Annotated in this window: 14 protein-coding genes; 5 read left to right on the top strand and 9 right to left on the bottom strand. The window is 56.1% G+C overall.

The window, feature by feature from the left end; translation table 11 throughout:
• Positions 1-144: 144 nt before the first annotated feature.
• The 3 genes from INF58_RS04505 to INF58_RS04495 all read left to right on the top strand — a co-directional run bounded on the left by INF58_RS04505 (position 145) and on the right by INF58_RS04495 (position 5,921).
• A complete protein-coding gene (locus INF58_RS04505) occupies positions 145-1,218 on the top strand; it encodes an acyltransferase family protein (RefSeq protein WP_193527111.1) in 1,074 nt (357 codons plus the stop codon).
• 145 nt (positions 1,219-1,363) lie between these two features.
• Positions 1,364-4,810 carry a transcription-repair coupling factor gene (gene mfd / locus INF58_RS04500; protein ID WP_063866380.1) on the top strand — a complete coding sequence of 1,149 codons (3,447 nt, stop codon included), beginning with the start codon at positions 1,364-1,366 and terminating at the stop codon, positions 4,808-4,810.
• 145 nt (positions 4,811-4,955) lie between these two features.
• On the top strand, positions 4,956-5,921 hold the full coding sequence (locus INF58_RS04495; RefSeq protein WP_193527110.1) for a L,D-transpeptidase family protein: 966 nt from the start codon (positions 4,956-4,958) through the stop codon (positions 5,919-5,921).
• Between the two features lie 77 nt (positions 5,922-5,998).
• Here the strand turns inward: INF58_RS04495 and bhsA are convergent, their stop codons facing one another.
• Positions 5,999-6,256 carry a multiple stress resistance protein BhsA gene (gene bhsA / locus INF58_RS04490; RefSeq protein WP_006809234.1) on the bottom strand — a complete coding sequence of 86 codons (258 nt, stop codon included), beginning with the start codon at positions 6,254-6,256 and terminating at the stop codon, positions 5,999-6,001.
• A gap of 244 nt (positions 6,257-6,500) precedes the next feature.
• Here bhsA and INF58_RS04485 point away from each other — a divergent pair, with 244 nt between their 5' ends.
• Positions 6,501-7,136: a TetR/AcrR family transcriptional regulator gene (locus tag INF58_RS04485; protein WP_063866378.1), complete on the top strand. Its 636-nt coding sequence runs from the start codon at positions 6,501-6,503 to the stop codon at positions 7,134-7,136.
• A gap of 59 nt (positions 7,137-7,195) precedes the next feature.
• Here the strand turns inward: INF58_RS04485 and INF58_RS04480 are convergent, their stop codons facing one another.
• From INF58_RS04480 to hinT, 8 genes are all read right to left on the bottom strand, one after another.
• Positions 7,196-7,735: a glycine zipper 2TM domain-containing protein gene (locus tag INF58_RS04480; RefSeq protein ID WP_074160888.1), complete on the bottom strand. Its 540-nt coding sequence runs from the start codon at positions 7,733-7,735 to the stop codon at positions 7,196-7,198.
• Between the two features lie 194 nt (positions 7,736-7,929).
• Complete coding sequence (locus INF58_RS04475; protein ID WP_107535128.1) at positions 7,930-9,234, bottom strand: NAD(P)/FAD-dependent oxidoreductase; 1,305 nt, start codon at positions 9,232-9,234, stop codon at positions 7,930-7,932.
• A gap of 236 nt (positions 9,235-9,470) precedes the next feature.
• On the bottom strand, positions 9,471-10,013 hold the full coding sequence (gene ycfP / locus INF58_RS04470; RefSeq protein WP_032624474.1) for an alpha/beta hydrolase YcfP: 543 nt from the start codon (positions 10,011-10,013) through the stop codon (positions 9,471-9,473).
• Positions 10,014-10,044: 31 nt separating this feature from the next.
• Positions 10,045-11,070, bottom strand: a complete 1,026-nt coding sequence (nagZ, locus tag INF58_RS04465) for a beta-N-acetylhexosaminidase (RefSeq protein ID WP_193035372.1) — start codon at positions 11,068-11,070, stop codon at positions 10,045-10,047.
• Between the two features lie 11 nt (positions 11,071-11,081).
• Positions 11,082-11,906 carry a thiamine kinase gene (gene thiK / locus INF58_RS04460; RefSeq protein ID WP_193527109.1) on the bottom strand — a complete coding sequence of 275 codons (825 nt, stop codon included), beginning with the start codon at positions 11,904-11,906 and terminating at the stop codon, positions 11,082-11,084.
• Positions 11,887-12,531: a penicillin-binding protein activator LpoB gene (lpoB, locus tag INF58_RS04455; protein ID WP_102749776.1), complete on the bottom strand. Its 645-nt coding sequence runs from the start codon at positions 12,529-12,531 to the stop codon at positions 11,887-11,889. The genes thiK and lpoB overlap by 20 nt, the downstream gene beginning before the upstream one ends.
• A gap of 13 nt (positions 12,532-12,544) precedes the next feature.
• Positions 12,545-12,919 carry a YcfL family protein gene (locus INF58_RS04450; protein ID WP_063866373.1) on the bottom strand — a complete coding sequence of 125 codons (375 nt, stop codon included), beginning with the start codon at positions 12,917-12,919 and terminating at the stop codon, positions 12,545-12,547.
• Position 12,920: 1 nt separating this feature from the next.
• Positions 12,921-13,280: a purine nucleoside phosphoramidase gene (gene hinT / locus INF58_RS04445; RefSeq protein ID WP_006809243.1), complete on the bottom strand. Its 360-nt coding sequence runs from the start codon at positions 13,278-13,280 to the stop codon at positions 12,921-12,923.
• Positions 13,281-13,633: 353 nt separating this feature from the next.
• Between hinT and fhuE the strand changes: the two genes are divergently transcribed.
• Positions 13,634-15,820 carry a ferric-rhodotorulic acid/ferric-coprogen receptor FhuE gene (fhuE, locus tag INF58_RS04440; protein ID WP_193527261.1) on the top strand — a complete coding sequence of 729 codons (2,187 nt, stop codon included), beginning with the start codon at positions 13,634-13,636 and terminating at the stop codon, positions 15,818-15,820.
• Positions 15,821-15,918: the final 98 nt, after the last annotated feature.

Here is a 15,918-nt window from a genome sequence, read left to right as displayed (position 1 = left end):
ATCATCATGCTACTGACCGAACTTCCGCCAGACAGCCTCCACCTTTTCCGAAAATCGTCCTGATACAGACTGTTACCCGTTACATCAGGGCTTCATTTTACAACAATCGGCGTTTCGTTTATGGCAACAAGGTCGTCACGCACCATGAAACAAAAAGCATTATGGATTAACCAGATAAAAGGCCTGTGCATTTGCCTGGTGGTAATTTACCACTCGGTGATCACCTTTTATCCTCACCTGGACGGGCTACAGCATCCGCTATCAGGCCTTCTCGCCAAATGCTGGGTCTACTTTAACCTTTACCTCGCCCCGTTCCGTATGCCGGTATTTTTCTTCATCTCCGGCTACTTGATCCGCCGATACATTGACGAGGTGAGCTGGCGTACCAGTCTCGACAAGCGCATCTGGAGCATCGTCTGGGTGCTGGCGCTGTGGGGCGTACTGCAATGGCAGGCGCTGACCCATCTGAACGCCTGGCTCGCCCCCGAGCGTGAACTGGCAACATCATCCAATGCCGCCTACGCCGATTCCGTTTCAGGGTTTGTGCTGGGAATGCTCACGGCCAGCACCAGCCTGTGGTATCTGTACGCGTTAGTGGTCTACTTCACGCTCTGTAAACTGCTGAGCCGCTGGAAACTGCCGATGCTGGGGGTTCTGGCGCTGGCAAGCGTCGCCATTAATTTCCTGCCGCTGCCGTGGTGGGGAATGAACAGCGTCGTGCGCAATATGATCTACTACAGCCTCGGCGCATGGTACGGCGCGCAGCTGATGGCGTGGATGAAAGGGTTGAATCTGCGCCGTAGCTGGCTGGCACTCGTTGCCTCTGCCGCGCTGTCCGTGGTGCTGTGGTTCGCTAACGTCCCTCTGCCGCTCTCTCTGCTGTCGATCGTGGTCATCATGAAACTTTTCTACAGCATTGAGCAGCGTTATGCCGTTCACCCTAATAATCTGCTGAACGTCATCGGGTCGAACACTATCGCGATTTACACCACCCACCGCATTTTAATTGAGGCGTTTAGCCTGATCCTGATCGGTGAAATGAATGCGGCGTACTGGCCGGTCTGGGCTGAACTTGCGCTGATTCTGGTCTATCCGTTTATCAGCCTGCTCGTCTGCACGCTGGTCGGGCTGGGGGCCCGTAAGCTCTCAACCGCTCTCTTTGGCGATTTTTTCTTCTCCCCACCCGCGCGTGTTTCATCCGTGCCCGCTACCCGCTAACCTGCCCCGCCCCCATCCGGGGGCTCTTTTCCTCTTGTGCGGTTACGATTTGCTAATGCAAAACGATCGAGGATAATAAAGACATTGCGTATCAGTGATATGCCCCAATACTGTTGGTATATCCCCAAGAGACTCTGACATAGCCATGCCTGAACACTATCGTTATTCCCTGCCTGTTAAACCAGGCGATCAACGCCAGCTCGGCGAACTCACGGGCGCGGCCTGCGCGACGCTGGTGGCGGAAATTGCCGAGCGGCATCCTGGGCCGGTGGTGCTGGTTGCCCCGGACATGCAAAACGCCCTGCGCCTGCACGATGAGATCCGCCAGTTCACCGACAGCCTGGTCTTCAGCCTGGCCGACTGGGAAACGCTTCCCTACGACAGTTTCTCTCCGCATCAGGAGATTATCTCCTCGCGCCTGTCGACGCTGTACCAGCTTCCCACCATGCAGCGCGGCGTACTGATTGTGCCGGTGAATACCCTGATGCAGCGCGTTTGCCCGCACAGCTATCTGCACGGCCACGCGCTGGTGATGAAAAAAGGCCAGCGCCTGTCGCGCGATGCCCTGCGCGTGCAGCTGGACGGCGCTGGCTATCGTCATGTCGACCAGGTGATGGAGCACGGTGAGTACGCGACGCGCGGCGCGCTGCTGGATCTCTATCCGATGGGCAGCGATCAGCCGTATCGTCTGGATTTCTTTGACGACGAGATCGACAGCCTTCGCGTGTTCGACGCCGACACCCAGCGCACGCTGGAAGAGGTGGAATCCATTAACCTGCTGCCCGCCCATGAGTTCCCAACGGATAAAACCGCCATCGAACTGTTCCGCAGCCAGTGGCGCGACAGGTTCGACGTGAAGCGTGATGCTGAACATATCTATCAGCAGGTCAGCAAGGGCACCCTGCCGGCCGGGATCGAATACTGGCAGCCGCTGTTCTTTAACGAGCCGCTGCCGGCGCTGTTCAGCTACTTCCCGGCAAACACGCTGATTGTGAATACCGGCGATATCGACGCCAGCGCCAGCCGCTTTGAAAGCGAGACGCGCGCCCGCTTTGAAAACCGGGGCGTGGACCCGATGCGTCCGCTGCTGCCGCCGGAAATGCTGTGGCTGCGTACCGATGAGCTCAACGCCGAGCTGAAACGCTGGCCGCGCATGCAGCTCAAAACCGACTCGCTTGCCGATAAGGCGGCGAACACCAATCTCGCGTTCCGTACGCTGCCCGATCTGGCCGTCCAGGCGCAGCAGAAATCCCCGCTGGATAATCTGCGCAAGTTTCTTGAGTCCTTTACCGGACCGGTGGTGTTTTCCGTTGAGAGCGAAGGTCGCCGTGAAGCGCTGGGTGAACTGCTGGGACGGATTAAGGTCGCACCAAAACGCATTCTGCGGCTGAGCGAGGCGACCGGTAACGGTCGTTATCTGATGATCGGCGCCGCCGAGCACGGATTCATTGATACGCTCAATAACCTGGCGTTGATTTGTGAAAGCGATTTGCTGGGCGAACGCGTGGCGCGCCGTCGTCAGGACAGCCGTCGCACCATCAATCCGGACACCCTGATCCGTAACCTGGCCGAGCTGCATCCCGGTCAGCCGATCGTGCACCTGGAACACGGTGTGGGTCGCTATCAGGGTATGACCACCCTCGAAGCCGGTGGCATCAAAGGTGAATACCTGATGCTGACCTACGCCAACGACGCCAAACTGTACGTGCCGGTGTCGTCTCTGCACCTGATCAGCCGCTACGCGGGCGGTGCCGAAGATAACGCGCCGCTGCATAAGCTGGGTGGCGACGCCTGGTCACGCGCGCGGCAGAAAGCGGCGGAAAAAGTACGCGACGTGGCCGCCGAGCTGCTGGACATTTACGCCCAGCGTGCGGCCAAAGAGGGTTATGCGTTTAAGCATGATAAAGAGCAATACCAGCTGTTCTGCGACAGCTTCCCGTTTGAAACTACGCCGGATCAGGCTCAGGCTATCAACGCGGTGCTGAGCGACATGTGCCAGCCGCTGGCGATGGACCGTTTAGTTTGCGGCGACGTGGGCTTCGGTAAAACCGAGGTGGCGATGCGCGCCGCTTTCCTGGCGGTTGAGAACAACAAGCAGGTGGCGGTGCTGGTGCCGACCACCCTTCTCGCCCAGCAGCACTTTGACAACTTCCGCGACCGCTTCGCCAACTGGCCGGTGCGTATCGAAATGTTGTCCCGCTTCCGCAGCGCCAAAGAGCAGACGCAGATCCTGGAGCAGGCAACCGAAGGCAAAATTGATATCCTGATCGGTACCCACAAGCTGCTGCAAAGCGACGTGAAGTGGAAAGATCTGGGCCTGTTGATTGTCGACGAAGAGCACCGCTTTGGGGTGCGCCATAAAGAGCGCATCAAAGCGATGCGCGCCGACGTAGACATCCTGACCCTCACCGCAACGCCGATCCCGCGCACCCTGAACATGGCGATGAGCGGCATGCGCGATCTGTCGATTATCGCCACCCCACCGGCGCGCCGTCTGGCGGTGAAAACCTTCGTGCGCGAGTATGACAATCTGGTGGTGCGCGAGGCGATCCTGCGCGAAGTGCTGCGCGGCGGCCAGGTTTACTATCTCTACAATGACGTCGAAAATATCCAGAAAGCCGCCGACAGGCTGGCAGAGCTGGTGCCGGAGGCGCGTGTTGCCATCGGTCACGGCCAGATGCGCGAGCGCGAGCTGGAGCGGGTGATGAACGACTTCCACCACCAGCGCTTCAACGTGCTGGTGTGTACCACCATCATTGAAACCGGGATCGACATTCCGACGGCAAACACGATCATCATCGAGCGCGCGGATCACTTCGGTCTGGCCCAGCTGCACCAGCTGCGCGGCCGCGTCGGGCGTTCGCACCATCAGGCCTACGCGTGGCTGCTGACGCCGCATCCGAAGGCGATGACCACCGACGCGCAAAAGCGTCTGGAAGCCATCGCCTCGCTGGAAGATCTGGGCGCGGGCTTTGCGCTGGCGACGCACGACCTGGAGATCCGCGGCGCCGGTGAGCTGCTGGGTGAAGACCAGAGCGGCTCCATGGAAACCATCGGTTTCTCGCTGTATATGGAGCTTCTGGAAAATGCCGTCGACGCGCTTAAAGCCGGACGTGAACCGTCTCTTGAAGATCTCACCAGCCAGCAGACCGAAGTGGAGCTGCGCATGCCTTCCCTGCTGCCGGACGACTTTATCCCTGACGTCAACACGCGACTGTCGTTCTACAAACGCATTGCCAGCGCGAAAAGCGAAGGCGAGCTCGAGGAGATCAAGGTCGAGCTGATTGACCGTTTCGGCATTCTGCCGGACGCGGCGCGCAACCTGCTGGATATCGCCCGGCTGCGTCAGCAGGCGCAGAAGCTGGGGATCCGCAAGCTCGAAGGCAACGAGAAAGGCGGCATGATTGAATTTGCCGAGAAGAACCACGTCGACCCGATGTGGCTGATTGGCCTGCTGCAAAAACAGCCGCAGCATTTCCGTCTTGATGGCCCGACGCGTCTGAAATTCACCCAGGATCTGACGGAGCGTAAAACACGCATGGACTGGGTGCGTAACTTTATGCGCCAGCTGGAAGAGAACGCTATCGCTTAAATGATTGCCCTCGCCAGCGTTCGGCTGGTGGGGGACAATTTACAAACTCTTTGCACTTCGCCCAATCTTCCCGACTATACATTCGCCATACTTATCATTAACGCCTTATAAAACAATAACCTTATCATTTGTATGGATTATGATAATGATGACCTCTTCGCGTTTTACCCGCTGGATCACGCTGTTTGCGCTGGCCGCAGCGGTTGCCGTTGCGCTGCCCGCGCGCGCTAATACCTGGCCTCTTCCGCCTGCTGGCAGCAACGTCGTGGGCCAGAACCGCTTCCATGTCGTTGAAAATGATGGCGGCTCGCTGGAAGCAATTGCCAAAAAATATAATGTCGGGTTCCTGGCGCTGTTGCAGGCCAACCCGGGCGTTGACCCCTATGTGCCCCGGGCCGGCAGCGTGCTGACGATTCCACTGCAAACCCTTCTCCCGGACGCGCCGCGTCAGGGCATTGTGATTAATCTCGCCGAGCTGCGTCTGTATTACTACCCGCCGGGCAAGAATGAAGTCACCGTCTACCCTATCGGTATCGGCCAGCTGGGGGGCGATACGCTTACCCCGACCATGGTCACCACCGTCTCTGATAAGCGCGCCAATCCTACCTGGACTCCGACGGCAAACATTCGCGCCCGCTATAAAGCACAAGGTATCGATCTGCCCGCTGTGGTTCCCGCTGGCCCGGACAACCCGATGGGGCACCACGCGATCCGCCTGGCGGCCTACGGTGGGGTTTATCTTCTGCACGGCACGAATGCGGATTTCGGGATCGGGATGCGCGTCAGCTCTGGCTGTATTCGCCTGCGCGATGACGACATCAAGACGCTGTACAACGTGATTACCCCTGGCACGAAAGTGAATATCATCAACACGCCGATTAAGGTGTCTGAAGAGCCGGGTGGCGTCCGTCTGGTTGAGATCCACCAGCCGCTGTCGAAAAACATCAATGACGATCCGCAGACGCTGCCTATTAATCTGAATGCGGCTATGGTGAGCTTTAAAACGAACGCCAACACCGACGGCGCGGTGATGGAGCGGGCGATGGAAGTGCGCTCGGGAATGCCGACCAACGTCACGCGGCATCATGAGGTTGCGCAACAGTCGATGTAAATCAGTCATAACGACAAACGCCCTGCATGAGCAGGGCGTTTTTTATTGCAGTGGCATAACGGAGGGTTGCGTTACGCTTATTTGTAGATAACTGCGGTACCGTGCAGAGTGTTAGGACCGGTCACAGAGGTGATGCGGAATGATTTCGCACCCATTTCGTCAGCTTTTTGCGCCAGCTGATCTTCCAGAGAGCCCAGGTTAGTCCCGGCGGTGGCAGAGATGGTACCGACTTTCTGCTGGTCTGCTGGAGTAGACTGAACCTCAACAGCAGCGAAGCTTGCGAAAGAGAGTGAACTCAGAACGGCGGCAGCGATGAGGGTTTTAACGTTTTTCATAATTTTTTACCTTTAGCAGATGATGGTGTGGTCGTTAGTTATTTAATTAACGATCGATAGGTAAATGATAGATGTGATCCAGGTCACACGTCAACCCATTTTTATAATGACCATTAAATTAATTTGTTTTGCCTTATATTTCATAAAGATAAATTAAAATTATTTTTCAGAAATCACTGCTGGTCGTAGCAGGCATTTATTTTTATAATGATTATTCAACAAATCAACAGAGGACCAACGGCATATGACAACCGACGTCACGAGTTGCGCAAAGAAAAGCCGTGGCCGACCAAAAGTGTTCGACAGGGATGCGGCGCTCGATAAGGCCATGACGCTCTTCTGGCAGCATGGGTATGAAGCCACGTCGCTTTCCGATCTGGTGGAAGCAACCGGCGCGAAAGCCCCTACCCTCTATGCAGAGTTCACCAACAAAGAAGGCTTATTCCGGGCCGTTCTGGACAGATACATCTCGCGCTTCGCAGCAAAACATGAAGCGCAGCTGTTCTGTGAAGATAAAACCGTTGAGCAGGCATTGCGGGATTATTTCTGCGCGGTTGCAACCTGCTTCACCAGTAAAGACACGCCCGCGGGCTGTTTTATGATCAACACCTCCGCCACCCTCGCCGCATCGTCTAAGGAGATAGCCAACACGGTTAAATCACGTCATGCGATGCAGGAGGAGACGCTCAGTACGTTTCTGGCTCAGCGCCAGCAGCGCGGCGAAATTCCGGCGCACTGCCGTCCGCAGGAGCTGGCCCAGTATCTGAGCTGTATTTTGCAGGGGATGTCGATCAGCGCCCGTGAAGGCGCGACGCTGGAAAAGTTGCAGGGTATTACGCAAACAACGCTGCGCCTGTGGCCGGAACTGCTTAAGCTCTGAAGCAAAAAAAAGCTCCTCAGCCTGAGCGCATGAGGAGCTAAGTTCAGAGAACATCTTTTTTACGCTTTGTTATTCAGTATCAGCTGACCATTACCGTCGAGCGGGATTTGCGTGCCAGGATCTTTATCCATACGGATTTTCCCCTGCTGGTCGCCGATTTTGTAGGTTACGTCGTAACCCAACATTTTTTCAGACTTGTCATACACGGTTTTACAGCGCTGCTGCGTTGTGGTGTAGGTGTCGTTTTCCTGCATCGCGCCCTGCACCTGGTTACCGGCATAACCGCCACCCAGCGCACCGACAACCGTCGCGACATCCTTACCACGGCCACCACCAAACTGATGACCAATCACCCCACCGGCAACCGCACCCAGCACGGAGCCCGCGATACGGTTTTCGTCCTGAACCGGACGACGATGGGTGACAGAAACATTACGGCACTCCTGACGAGGCGTCTTGACCGTCTCTTTAATCGGTGTAGCGGAAACCACCTGCGCATACTGCGGGCCACGATCAAGTACGTTCAGACTGGCAACGGCAGCCACACCCAGCGCAGCTGCGACGCCAATCCCTATACCCGCCAACATTGATTTATTCACGGGACTTCCTCCTTTGTTGCAATTGGTAGCAATTTTGCAGCGCGCTAGGCGCTTCGCCAATAAGACAAAGGATCAAAAAATGGGGCAATGACCTGGGATTACGCGCGTTTAGGAGAACTCTTAAGCGTCAGGAGCGGGATGAACAGCATGATGTGCTAAAAATTCCCTCCGGCGGGCCCGGAGGGAGAGAGAAATTAGTGCAGCTTCAGGCGTGGGCGGATCACGCGGTTGATACGGCCGACCAGCATCATTAAGCCGGTTTTGAAGTAGCCGTGCAGCGCAATCTGGTGCATACGGTACAGAGAGATGTACACGAAGCGGGCGATACGCCCTTCAACCATCATGGAGCCGCGCATCAGGTTACCCATCAGGCTGCCTACGGTGGAAAAGTTGGAGAGCGACACCAGAGAGCCATGGTCTTTGTAGACATAGGCTTTCATCGGTTTGCCTTTCGCCTGCGCCAGGATGTTGTGCAGCACGAGGCTTGCCATCTGGTGCGCTGCCTGAGCGCGAGGAGGCACAAACCCGCCTTCCGGACGCGCGCAGGAGGCACAGTCACCGATGGCGAAGATGTCCGGATCGCGCGTGGTTTGCAGCGTCGGCTCGGTCACCAGCTGGTTAATGCGGTTCGTCTCCAGCCCACCGATATCCTTCATGAAATCAGGCGCTTTGATACCAGCGGCCCAGACCATCAGGTCGGCCTGGATGTACTCGCCGTCTTTGGTATGCAGACCGCCCTCATCCGCGCTGGTCACCATGGTCTGGGTCAGCACGCGCACGCCCAGCTTGGTCAGCTCGTTATGGGCAGCGCCGGAGATACGCGGCGGCAGCGCCGGCAGAATGCGTTCACCTGCTTCCACCAGCGTCACGTTCAGCGCTTCGTTAGTCAGACCTTTGTAGCCGTAGCTGTGCAGCTGCTTAACCGCATTGTGCAACTCCGCCGATAACTCCACGCCCGTTGCCCCGCCGCCCACGATAGCAATGTTAACCTTGCCGTTGGCACCCATGTTATTGGTGTACTTCAGGAATAGGTTAAGCATTTCCTGATGGAAACGACGCGCCTGATGCGGGTTATCCAGGAAGATGCAGTGCTCTTTCACGCCTGGCGTGTTGAAGTCATTGGACGTACTGCCCAGCGCCATCACCAGCGTGTCATAGGCCAGCTTGCGCTCAGGGACCAGCAGCTCGCCTTTGTCATCCCGCAGCTCGGCCAGCGTGATGGTTTTATTTTCACGGTTGATATCCACCACGGAGCCCAGCTGGAACTGGAAATGGTGGTTACGCGCATGCGCCAGATAGCTCAGCGCATCCACGCCCTCATCCAGCGACCCGGTCGCCACTTCGTGCAGGAGCGGCTTCCACAGGTGGCTGTGGTTACGATCCACCAGCGTAATCTTGGCTTTCTTACCGCGACCCAGCTTCTTACCCAGCTGTGTCGCCAGCTCCAGTCCGCCAGCACCACCGCCGACAATCACTATCTTTTTCAATGGTGTAGTCAACGTGACCCCCTCAAATTATTAACCAATTGTTAATTAAAAGTTATAGAAATAACACTTAATTAACAACAGGTTACTGCGCTGAAACCATTCAGATTCATTGAGAATAGCACGTCAGGCGCATTGGTCATACCAAAATTGATATGTATCAAGTTTTGATGGTTTAAAAGTAGACAATTCCGACAAAAAAGAGGCCCGGCACGCTTTCGCGTACCGGGCCTCTATCAGGTTCAGGGAAATCAGCCCAGCGTTTTGAAGGCTTTAATACGCTGCAAATGCGGCGAGATGTTTTTGAACTTATGGGTCTGCTCTTCGTCCCAGACAATTTCGTAGTAATGATGCAGAAGCTCGGCGGCGCGGGAGCTGTTCAGCGCTTCATCATTGCGAGAAAGGATAACCAGACAGCGATCGCGGTTCTTTTCACGGAAATTGCTCACGCATTTGGTTGCGATATCGGCGTACTCTTCCGGACGGTCAATCTTGCCTTCCATGTTCTCGTTCGGGAACAGGTTAGGATTGAAAATGACCTGGCGCATATCGCACAAAAAACCGATGCGTTCTGCCCAGTATCCCCCCAACCCTACGCCGCAAATCAGCGGGCGATCGTCGATATTAAGCTGCAACATTTTATCCACTTCTTTCAGCAGATGCTGCATGTCATGCTTCGGATGACGCGTGCTGTAGCTAATCAGCCGAACATCCGGATCGATAAACTGCAATTGCAGCACTTTCTCATGATTACCAGGACTGTTTGAGTCAAAACCGTGTAAATAGATGATCATCGTCTCACCACGCTACGCCTTCCGGGATGAATTAAAGGGCTGCTTTATGTGCCTGCCAGCGCTCGTTCAGGGCTTCGAGCCGGGCGTTTACCGCTTTCCAGCGCGCCGAGTCCATCAGCTCCTGACGACTAAATGAACCTTTATGATACAATTGTGTAACACGCTCAGCATTGATCGGCGACAGGTTATCCAGCACACTCACCGCACCTTTACGATTATTGCAGACGAGGATCATATCGCAACCCGCATCCAGAGAAGCCTGTCCACGTTCAGCATAGCTGCCCATGATCGCCGCTCCTTCCATGGATAAATCGTCGGAGAAAATCACGCCGTTGAAGCCTAACTCCTGACGCAGCACGGTTTTCAGCCAGTGCGGAGAGCCGCTGGCCGGGCGAGGATCGACATCACTGTAAATGACGTGCGCAGGCATGATCGCGTCCAGCTTGTTATCGGTAATCAGCGAGCGGAAAACAGACATATCTTTAGCGCGAATTTCTGCTTCCGGGCGCGGATCGCGCGGCGTTTCCTTATGGGAATCCGCCGTCACCGCCCCGTGGCCCGGAAAGTGTTTGCCGGTGGTTTTCATGCCCGCGTCATGCATTCCGTCAATGAAGCGCGTCGCCATTGCCAGCGCGATACGCGGATCGTCATGATACGAACGCTCACCAATTGCCGCGCTAATGTGGCCCACGTCCAGCACCGGAGCGAAGCTGATGTCGATATCCATGGCGATCATCTCGCTGGCCATCAGCCAGCCAGCGTCCTGCGCCAGTTGACCGCCCTCTTCGGTTCCCAGCAGCGCTGCGAAAGATTGCGCGGCAGGTAAACGGGTAAACCCTTCCCGGAAACGCTGTACGCGGCCACCTTCCTGATCTACCGCGACCACCAGGTGATTGCGCGAAGCCGCGCGGATCTGACGAACCAGCTCACGCAGCTGCGCCGGATCGTGATAATTGCGGGTGAAAAGAATCAGCCCCCCTACCAGCGGGTGCGCCAGGATTTCGCGCTCTTCCGCATCCAGCTCAAACCCTTCAACATCCAACATTACTGGACCCACACCAACCTCTCTTATCCTTTCGTTTGTAACTGGCGCCAGGCATCATCTGCCAGCGCAATAAATTGTTCGTCATCTGTTTGCTGAAAGCGCATTTCAAACCAGCCCGCCATGAGCATGATTACCCATGGTCGCCAGCGCGCAACCTGCCGCGCAAGGGTGTGCGCATTCATGTTGGCGTTTCGGGCATAAGCGGCTATCAGCTGTCCGCGCGAGGCTTCGTCGGGCATCCAGACCGCGGCAAGTTCGAGCGCCACGTCACCGTCCCCGGCATATTCCCAGTCGATAAGTTTCTCGCCTGCCGCCGTATGAACGATATTCCCCGCGTGGACGTCCATATGCAGCGGTGCCAGGCGTAACGCCTGCGGCTCTCCTGCTTTACGCAGCCGCTTCAGCTGCGCCAGCCAGTATGGCGTGCGTCGTCCCGGCGCGGCCTGCTGCCAGTAGCGTTCCAGCAAGGGGAGCAACGTTACCCGCCAGCCCAGACGCGGCTGGCGATGCAGATGATACAGCATGGCTGCCAGCGTCGGGGGATCGGGTAGCTCGCGTTTGATCTCACCCGCAATAAACGTCACCGCCATCCAGTCCCTGATAAAGAGATGGGGCTGCGGCGCAAGGTCGGCGGGCAGGCGCTTCAGGGCGCGGAACTGACGACGAAAATGGGAGGCAGGCGCGGCGGCATCGTGATGCTGGCGTAAAACCAGCCGATGATCACCATGCTCAATAATGCAACTCGCGCCGCCAAGCCCGACGGGGGCTTGCGGCGCGATAACACGGTACTTTGGGAAATAGCGCGTCAGGACATCATGACGCGTGCGCTTATTGTTGCGTAACGGCACCTTTACCTGACCAGATAATTTCGCCGGTCTGAACCAGCATTAACTGCATCTGCAACGACGGCGTGTTCACGTTACCCGTCGCGTTAGAATAAAGGACATACTGCGCGCCAACGTTGCGGGCAATACCAATGGCTTTACTGCGCGAACCCAGGCTGTCCTGAGGCGACAGACCAAGCTGTTGCTTAGCGACCGCGAGCTGCTGGGCTGAGACCAGCGTAAATTTACCGTTGTTCGCCAGCGCATTGCGCAGCGTTTCCGTTGCTTCGCCCGCATTCAGGGAACCATTCGTACGGTTGTTCACGCTGTCCACCAGCAGCACGCTGCCGGGCGTAACGCCCTGTGCCTGCAACATTTTGCCGACCATCGGCTGCATCGCGCCGTTCCAGTCATAGTGGCGCACGCGCGGCGCAGGCTGTGCGGTATCGTCCTGATGCTCGATCGGGCCAGGCTGCGCCGGAATGGTCGGTACAGACGGCACGGTTGGCACAGGTTCCGCCGGCGTTGTGGGCTGTTCCGTCCCCGGCTTCGCCTGATCCACCGGTGCAGGTTCTTCAGTTCGCGTCACACAGCCTGCCAGAAAGAGTGCGAAGGCACTCAGGAGCGCATAACGGCTCATCGTTTTAATCAAGGTTCACCCCTTACAAATAAAGATAAAGTCTCACCTTATGTGCACCCAGATAGCTGGCGCTGCCGTAAAGCGTGACCGACGATCTTGCCGGAATGGTCACGCTGCGCGGCGCCTCAAGCGGATGCATCTCAAGACCTCTCACGTCATACCAGTAGAAGCGATAATGCACCGTCACTGGCTCTTGCCTTTCGTTATAGAGCGTAGAGGAGGCAGAAGACTGGATTTCGCTAATGGTCAGTGAAGGCTGCTCGGCCGTGATGCCCGCAGCAAGCACTGAAGACTCCATCACCAGCGTCTGTTCTTCACTGACCGGGATGGCAGGACGCGCGCTGCACCCTACCATTACCAGCGTCACGATCAGCGCTGCAATACGCCCAATTAACATATTAAAGACCTTTATGTGCCAGCATCGGTCCCAGTGGACGTCCACCCAGCAGATGCATATGAATATGATAGACTTCCTGCCCGCCATGGCGATTGCAGTTCATGATCAAACGGTATCCGTCTTCAGCAATCCCTTCCTGCTCAGCGATTTTCGCGGCCACCGTAAGCATACGGCCTAGCGCCACTTCGTGCTCGGTTTTAACGTCATTAACGGTCGGGATGAGAATATTGGGAATAATAAGGATGTGCGTCGGCGCCTGGGGAGAAATGTCGCGGAAAGCCGTGACCAGTTCATCCTGATAGACAATATCCGACGGAATTTCGCGGCGGATAATTTTACTGAAAATCGTTTCTTCAGCCATGACCTTTTCCTTTTAAATTTAATCTGGCGTCGTGCGTCCGTTGTTAACACACATTGTCTGTTTTACTGCATGACACAACACAAGAGTATGAGCGACTTTCTCCTGTCCTTTCAACCTTCTCCCGTGATTTCTTTCCTGATTGTCCGCCATCTGGCTGAAGAGGCATCGCTTTAGGACATTTCTATTCTGAAACCTGATTTCAGTTCATCCCGAAACATCTGTTTACAGCGTTAATCACAATGCGTATATTTCGCATTTGCATTTTCATGCGCATTTTTAACATAGAAAACGACGTCAGCCCGTGCTAGCGGAGCTGTCGCGCACCACCTTCACCATTCACTAAGGGTTTGATGATGTCTTTCATTAATCACACCAGGGATGGGCAACGCCAGCCTGTCGCAACACCTTCGTTGCTGGCAGCCTGCATTGCTATGGCATTGACGCCAACCGCCGCTTTCGCTGCTTCAACCGAAGATACCGTCGTCGTTGACGGAGGTTTTGACAACACACAGGATCTGTCTGCCAGCCAGGATCAGGATTACAGCGTAAAAACCACCACTACCGGCACCAAACTGTTGCTGGTCCCTCGTGATATCCCACAGTCCGTCAGCGTCATTAGCCAGCAGCGTATGGCTGATCAGAATCTGCAATCTATCGGCCAGGTGCTGACGAACACCACGGGCATTACGGCACAGGTGCAGGATAGCGACCGTACCGTGTTTTACTCACGCGGATTTTTCGTCAGCAACTACGCCTATGACGATCTTCCGACGTCCATCAGTGAAGTGTGGAACTTTGGTGATACCGCCGCCGACACCGCAATTTATGACCGCATTGAAGTGGTCCGTGGCGCCACCGGCCTGATGTCCGGTACGGGCAACCCGGCGGCGTACGTAAATATGGTGCGCAAGCATGCGGACAGCCCGGAATTTAAAGGCAACGTCTCCGCCAGCTACGGCAGCTGGGACAAGCAGCGCTACGTGCTGGATCTCCAGGCGCCGCTGGTGGAGTCAGGTAAGGTGCGGGGCCGTCTTATCACCGGTTATCAGGATAACGACAGCTTCGTGGATAACTACCACTACCGGAAGAAATTCCTCTACGGCGTGATGGACGCGGATGTCACCGACAGCACGACCCTCTCGGTAGGGTATGAGTATCAGGAAAGCCATACCGCCGACCCAACCTGGGGTGGCCTGCCGACCTGGTACAGCGACGGAAGTAAGACCAACTACAATCGCAGCCAGACCGTCGCGCCTGACTGGGCCTATTCGGATAAAGACAGCACCCGCATCTTCGCTAACCTGACCCAGCGTTTCGATAATGGCTGGGAAGCGCACATCAACGGCATGCATGCTGAAACCAACTTTGACTCTAAGCTGATGTATATGTCCGGTTATCCTGATAAAGAGACCGGCGCGGGCCTGGTGGGTTACGGCGGCTGGAACCGCGGGGAACGTAAACAGGATGCGGTCGACGCCTTCCTGCGCGGCGGCTTCGATCTCTTTGGTCGTCAGCATGAAATGATGTTCGGCGGCAGCTTCAGCCGTCAGCGTAACCATTACGACAATACCATGCCGGATGCGGTATACGGCATGGTTGACGTCGGCAACTTTAAGAACTGGAACGGGAACATTGCCGATCCGCAGTGGACCCCGTGGAAGCTCTACAGCAAAGATGATATTCGTCAGTCTTCAGCCTATTCCTCCGCGCGTTTCTCGCTGGCCGACCCGCTGCACCTGATTCTGGGCGCGCGCTACACCAGCTATAACATTCGCTATAATCCGGCAGGTTCCCCGAACACCCGTCTGGAAAGTACCGAAGATGACGTAACGCCGTACGCGGGCCTGGTGTATGACATCAATGAGGACTGGTCGACCTACGTCAGCTATACCTCCATCTTCCAGCCGCAGGATAAGCGCGACGCCAGCGGACGTTATCTCGACCCTACCACGGGCAAAAGCTATGAAGCGGGCGTGAAGGCCGACTGGTTTAATACCCGCCTCACCACCTCGCTGGCGATTTTCCGCATTGAGCAGGATAACGTCGCAAGCAACACCTATACCTACATGCCGAGCGGTGAGTCGATTTATGAATCGCTGGACGGCGTGGTCAGCAAAGGCGTTGAGTTCGAGCTCAACGGTGCCCTGACCGATAACTGGCAGCTGACCTTCGGCGCGACGCGTTACATTGCTGAAGATAAAAATGGCAACGCCGTCAGTTCCGATCAGCCGCGCACGACCATGAAGCTGTTCACCCGTTATCAGTTGCCCATGCTGCCGGAGCTGACCGTGGGCGGTGGTGTAAACTGGCAGAACAAGGTATGGACGGACGTGGAAGGCGGTCCGGCAGGACGTTCCCGCGCGGAGCAAGGCAGCTATGGGCTGGTGAACCTGTTCAGCCGCTATCAGGTCACCAAAGACTTTGCCGTTCAGGCTAACGTCAACAACCTCTTAGACAAAGAGTATTACGACTACGTCGGATCGTATGTGGTGTATGGCGCACCGCTGAACGTTTCGGTGAGCGCGAGCTACGACTTCTGAGTTTAAGCCCGGTGGCGCTACTGTATGACCGGATACATAGGTGACAGATCAGACCGGGAACATAGGTAACACTTTTAGTCTATCCGGAGCACACTCTG

This window comes from Enterobacter cloacae complex sp. P24RS (assembly GCF_014982165.1).
Classification (GTDB): Bacteria; Pseudomonadota; Gammaproteobacteria; order Enterobacterales; family Enterobacteriaceae; genus Enterobacter; species Enterobacter quasihormaechei.
Note: the sequence above shows the minus strand (reverse complement) of the source record. Positions and strands in the feature narration are given on the sequence as shown.

What these genes read in the sequence shown, in the direction of transcription:
- INF58_RS04485 (WP_063866378.1), top strand. Translation starts at nt 6,501, where the DNA reads ATGACAACCGACGTCACGAGTTGCGCAAAGAAAAGCCGTGGCCGACCA.
- fhuE (WP_193527261.1), top strand. Translation starts at nt 13,634, where the DNA reads ATGTCTTTCATTAATCACACCAGGGATGGGCAACGCCAGCCTGTCGCA.
- INF58_RS04495 (WP_193527110.1), top strand. Translation starts at nt 4,956, where the DNA reads ATGATGACCTCTTCGCGTTTTACCCGCTGGATCACGCTGTTTGCGCTG.
- hinT (WP_006809243.1), bottom strand. Translation starts at nt 13,280, where the DNA reads ATGGCTGAAGAAACGATTTTCAGTAAAATTATCCGCCGCGAAATTCCG.
- bhsA (WP_006809234.1), bottom strand. Translation starts at nt 6,256, where the DNA reads ATGAAAAACGTTAAAACCCTCATCGCTGCCGCCGTTCTGAGTTCACTC.
- mfd (WP_063866380.1), top strand. Translation starts at nt 1,364, where the DNA reads ATGCCTGAACACTATCGTTATTCCCTGCCTGTTAAACCAGGCGATCAA.
- INF58_RS04450 (WP_063866373.1), bottom strand. Translation starts at nt 12,919, where the DNA reads ATGTTAATTGGGCGTATTGCAGCGCTGATCGTGACGCTGGTAATGGTA.
- INF58_RS04505 (WP_193527111.1), top strand. Translation starts at nt 145, where the DNA reads ATGAAACAAAAAGCATTATGGATTAACCAGATAAAAGGCCTGTGCATT.
- ycfP (WP_032624474.1), bottom strand. Translation starts at nt 10,013, where the DNA reads ATGATCATCTATTTACACGGTTTTGACTCAAACAGTCCTGGTAATCAT.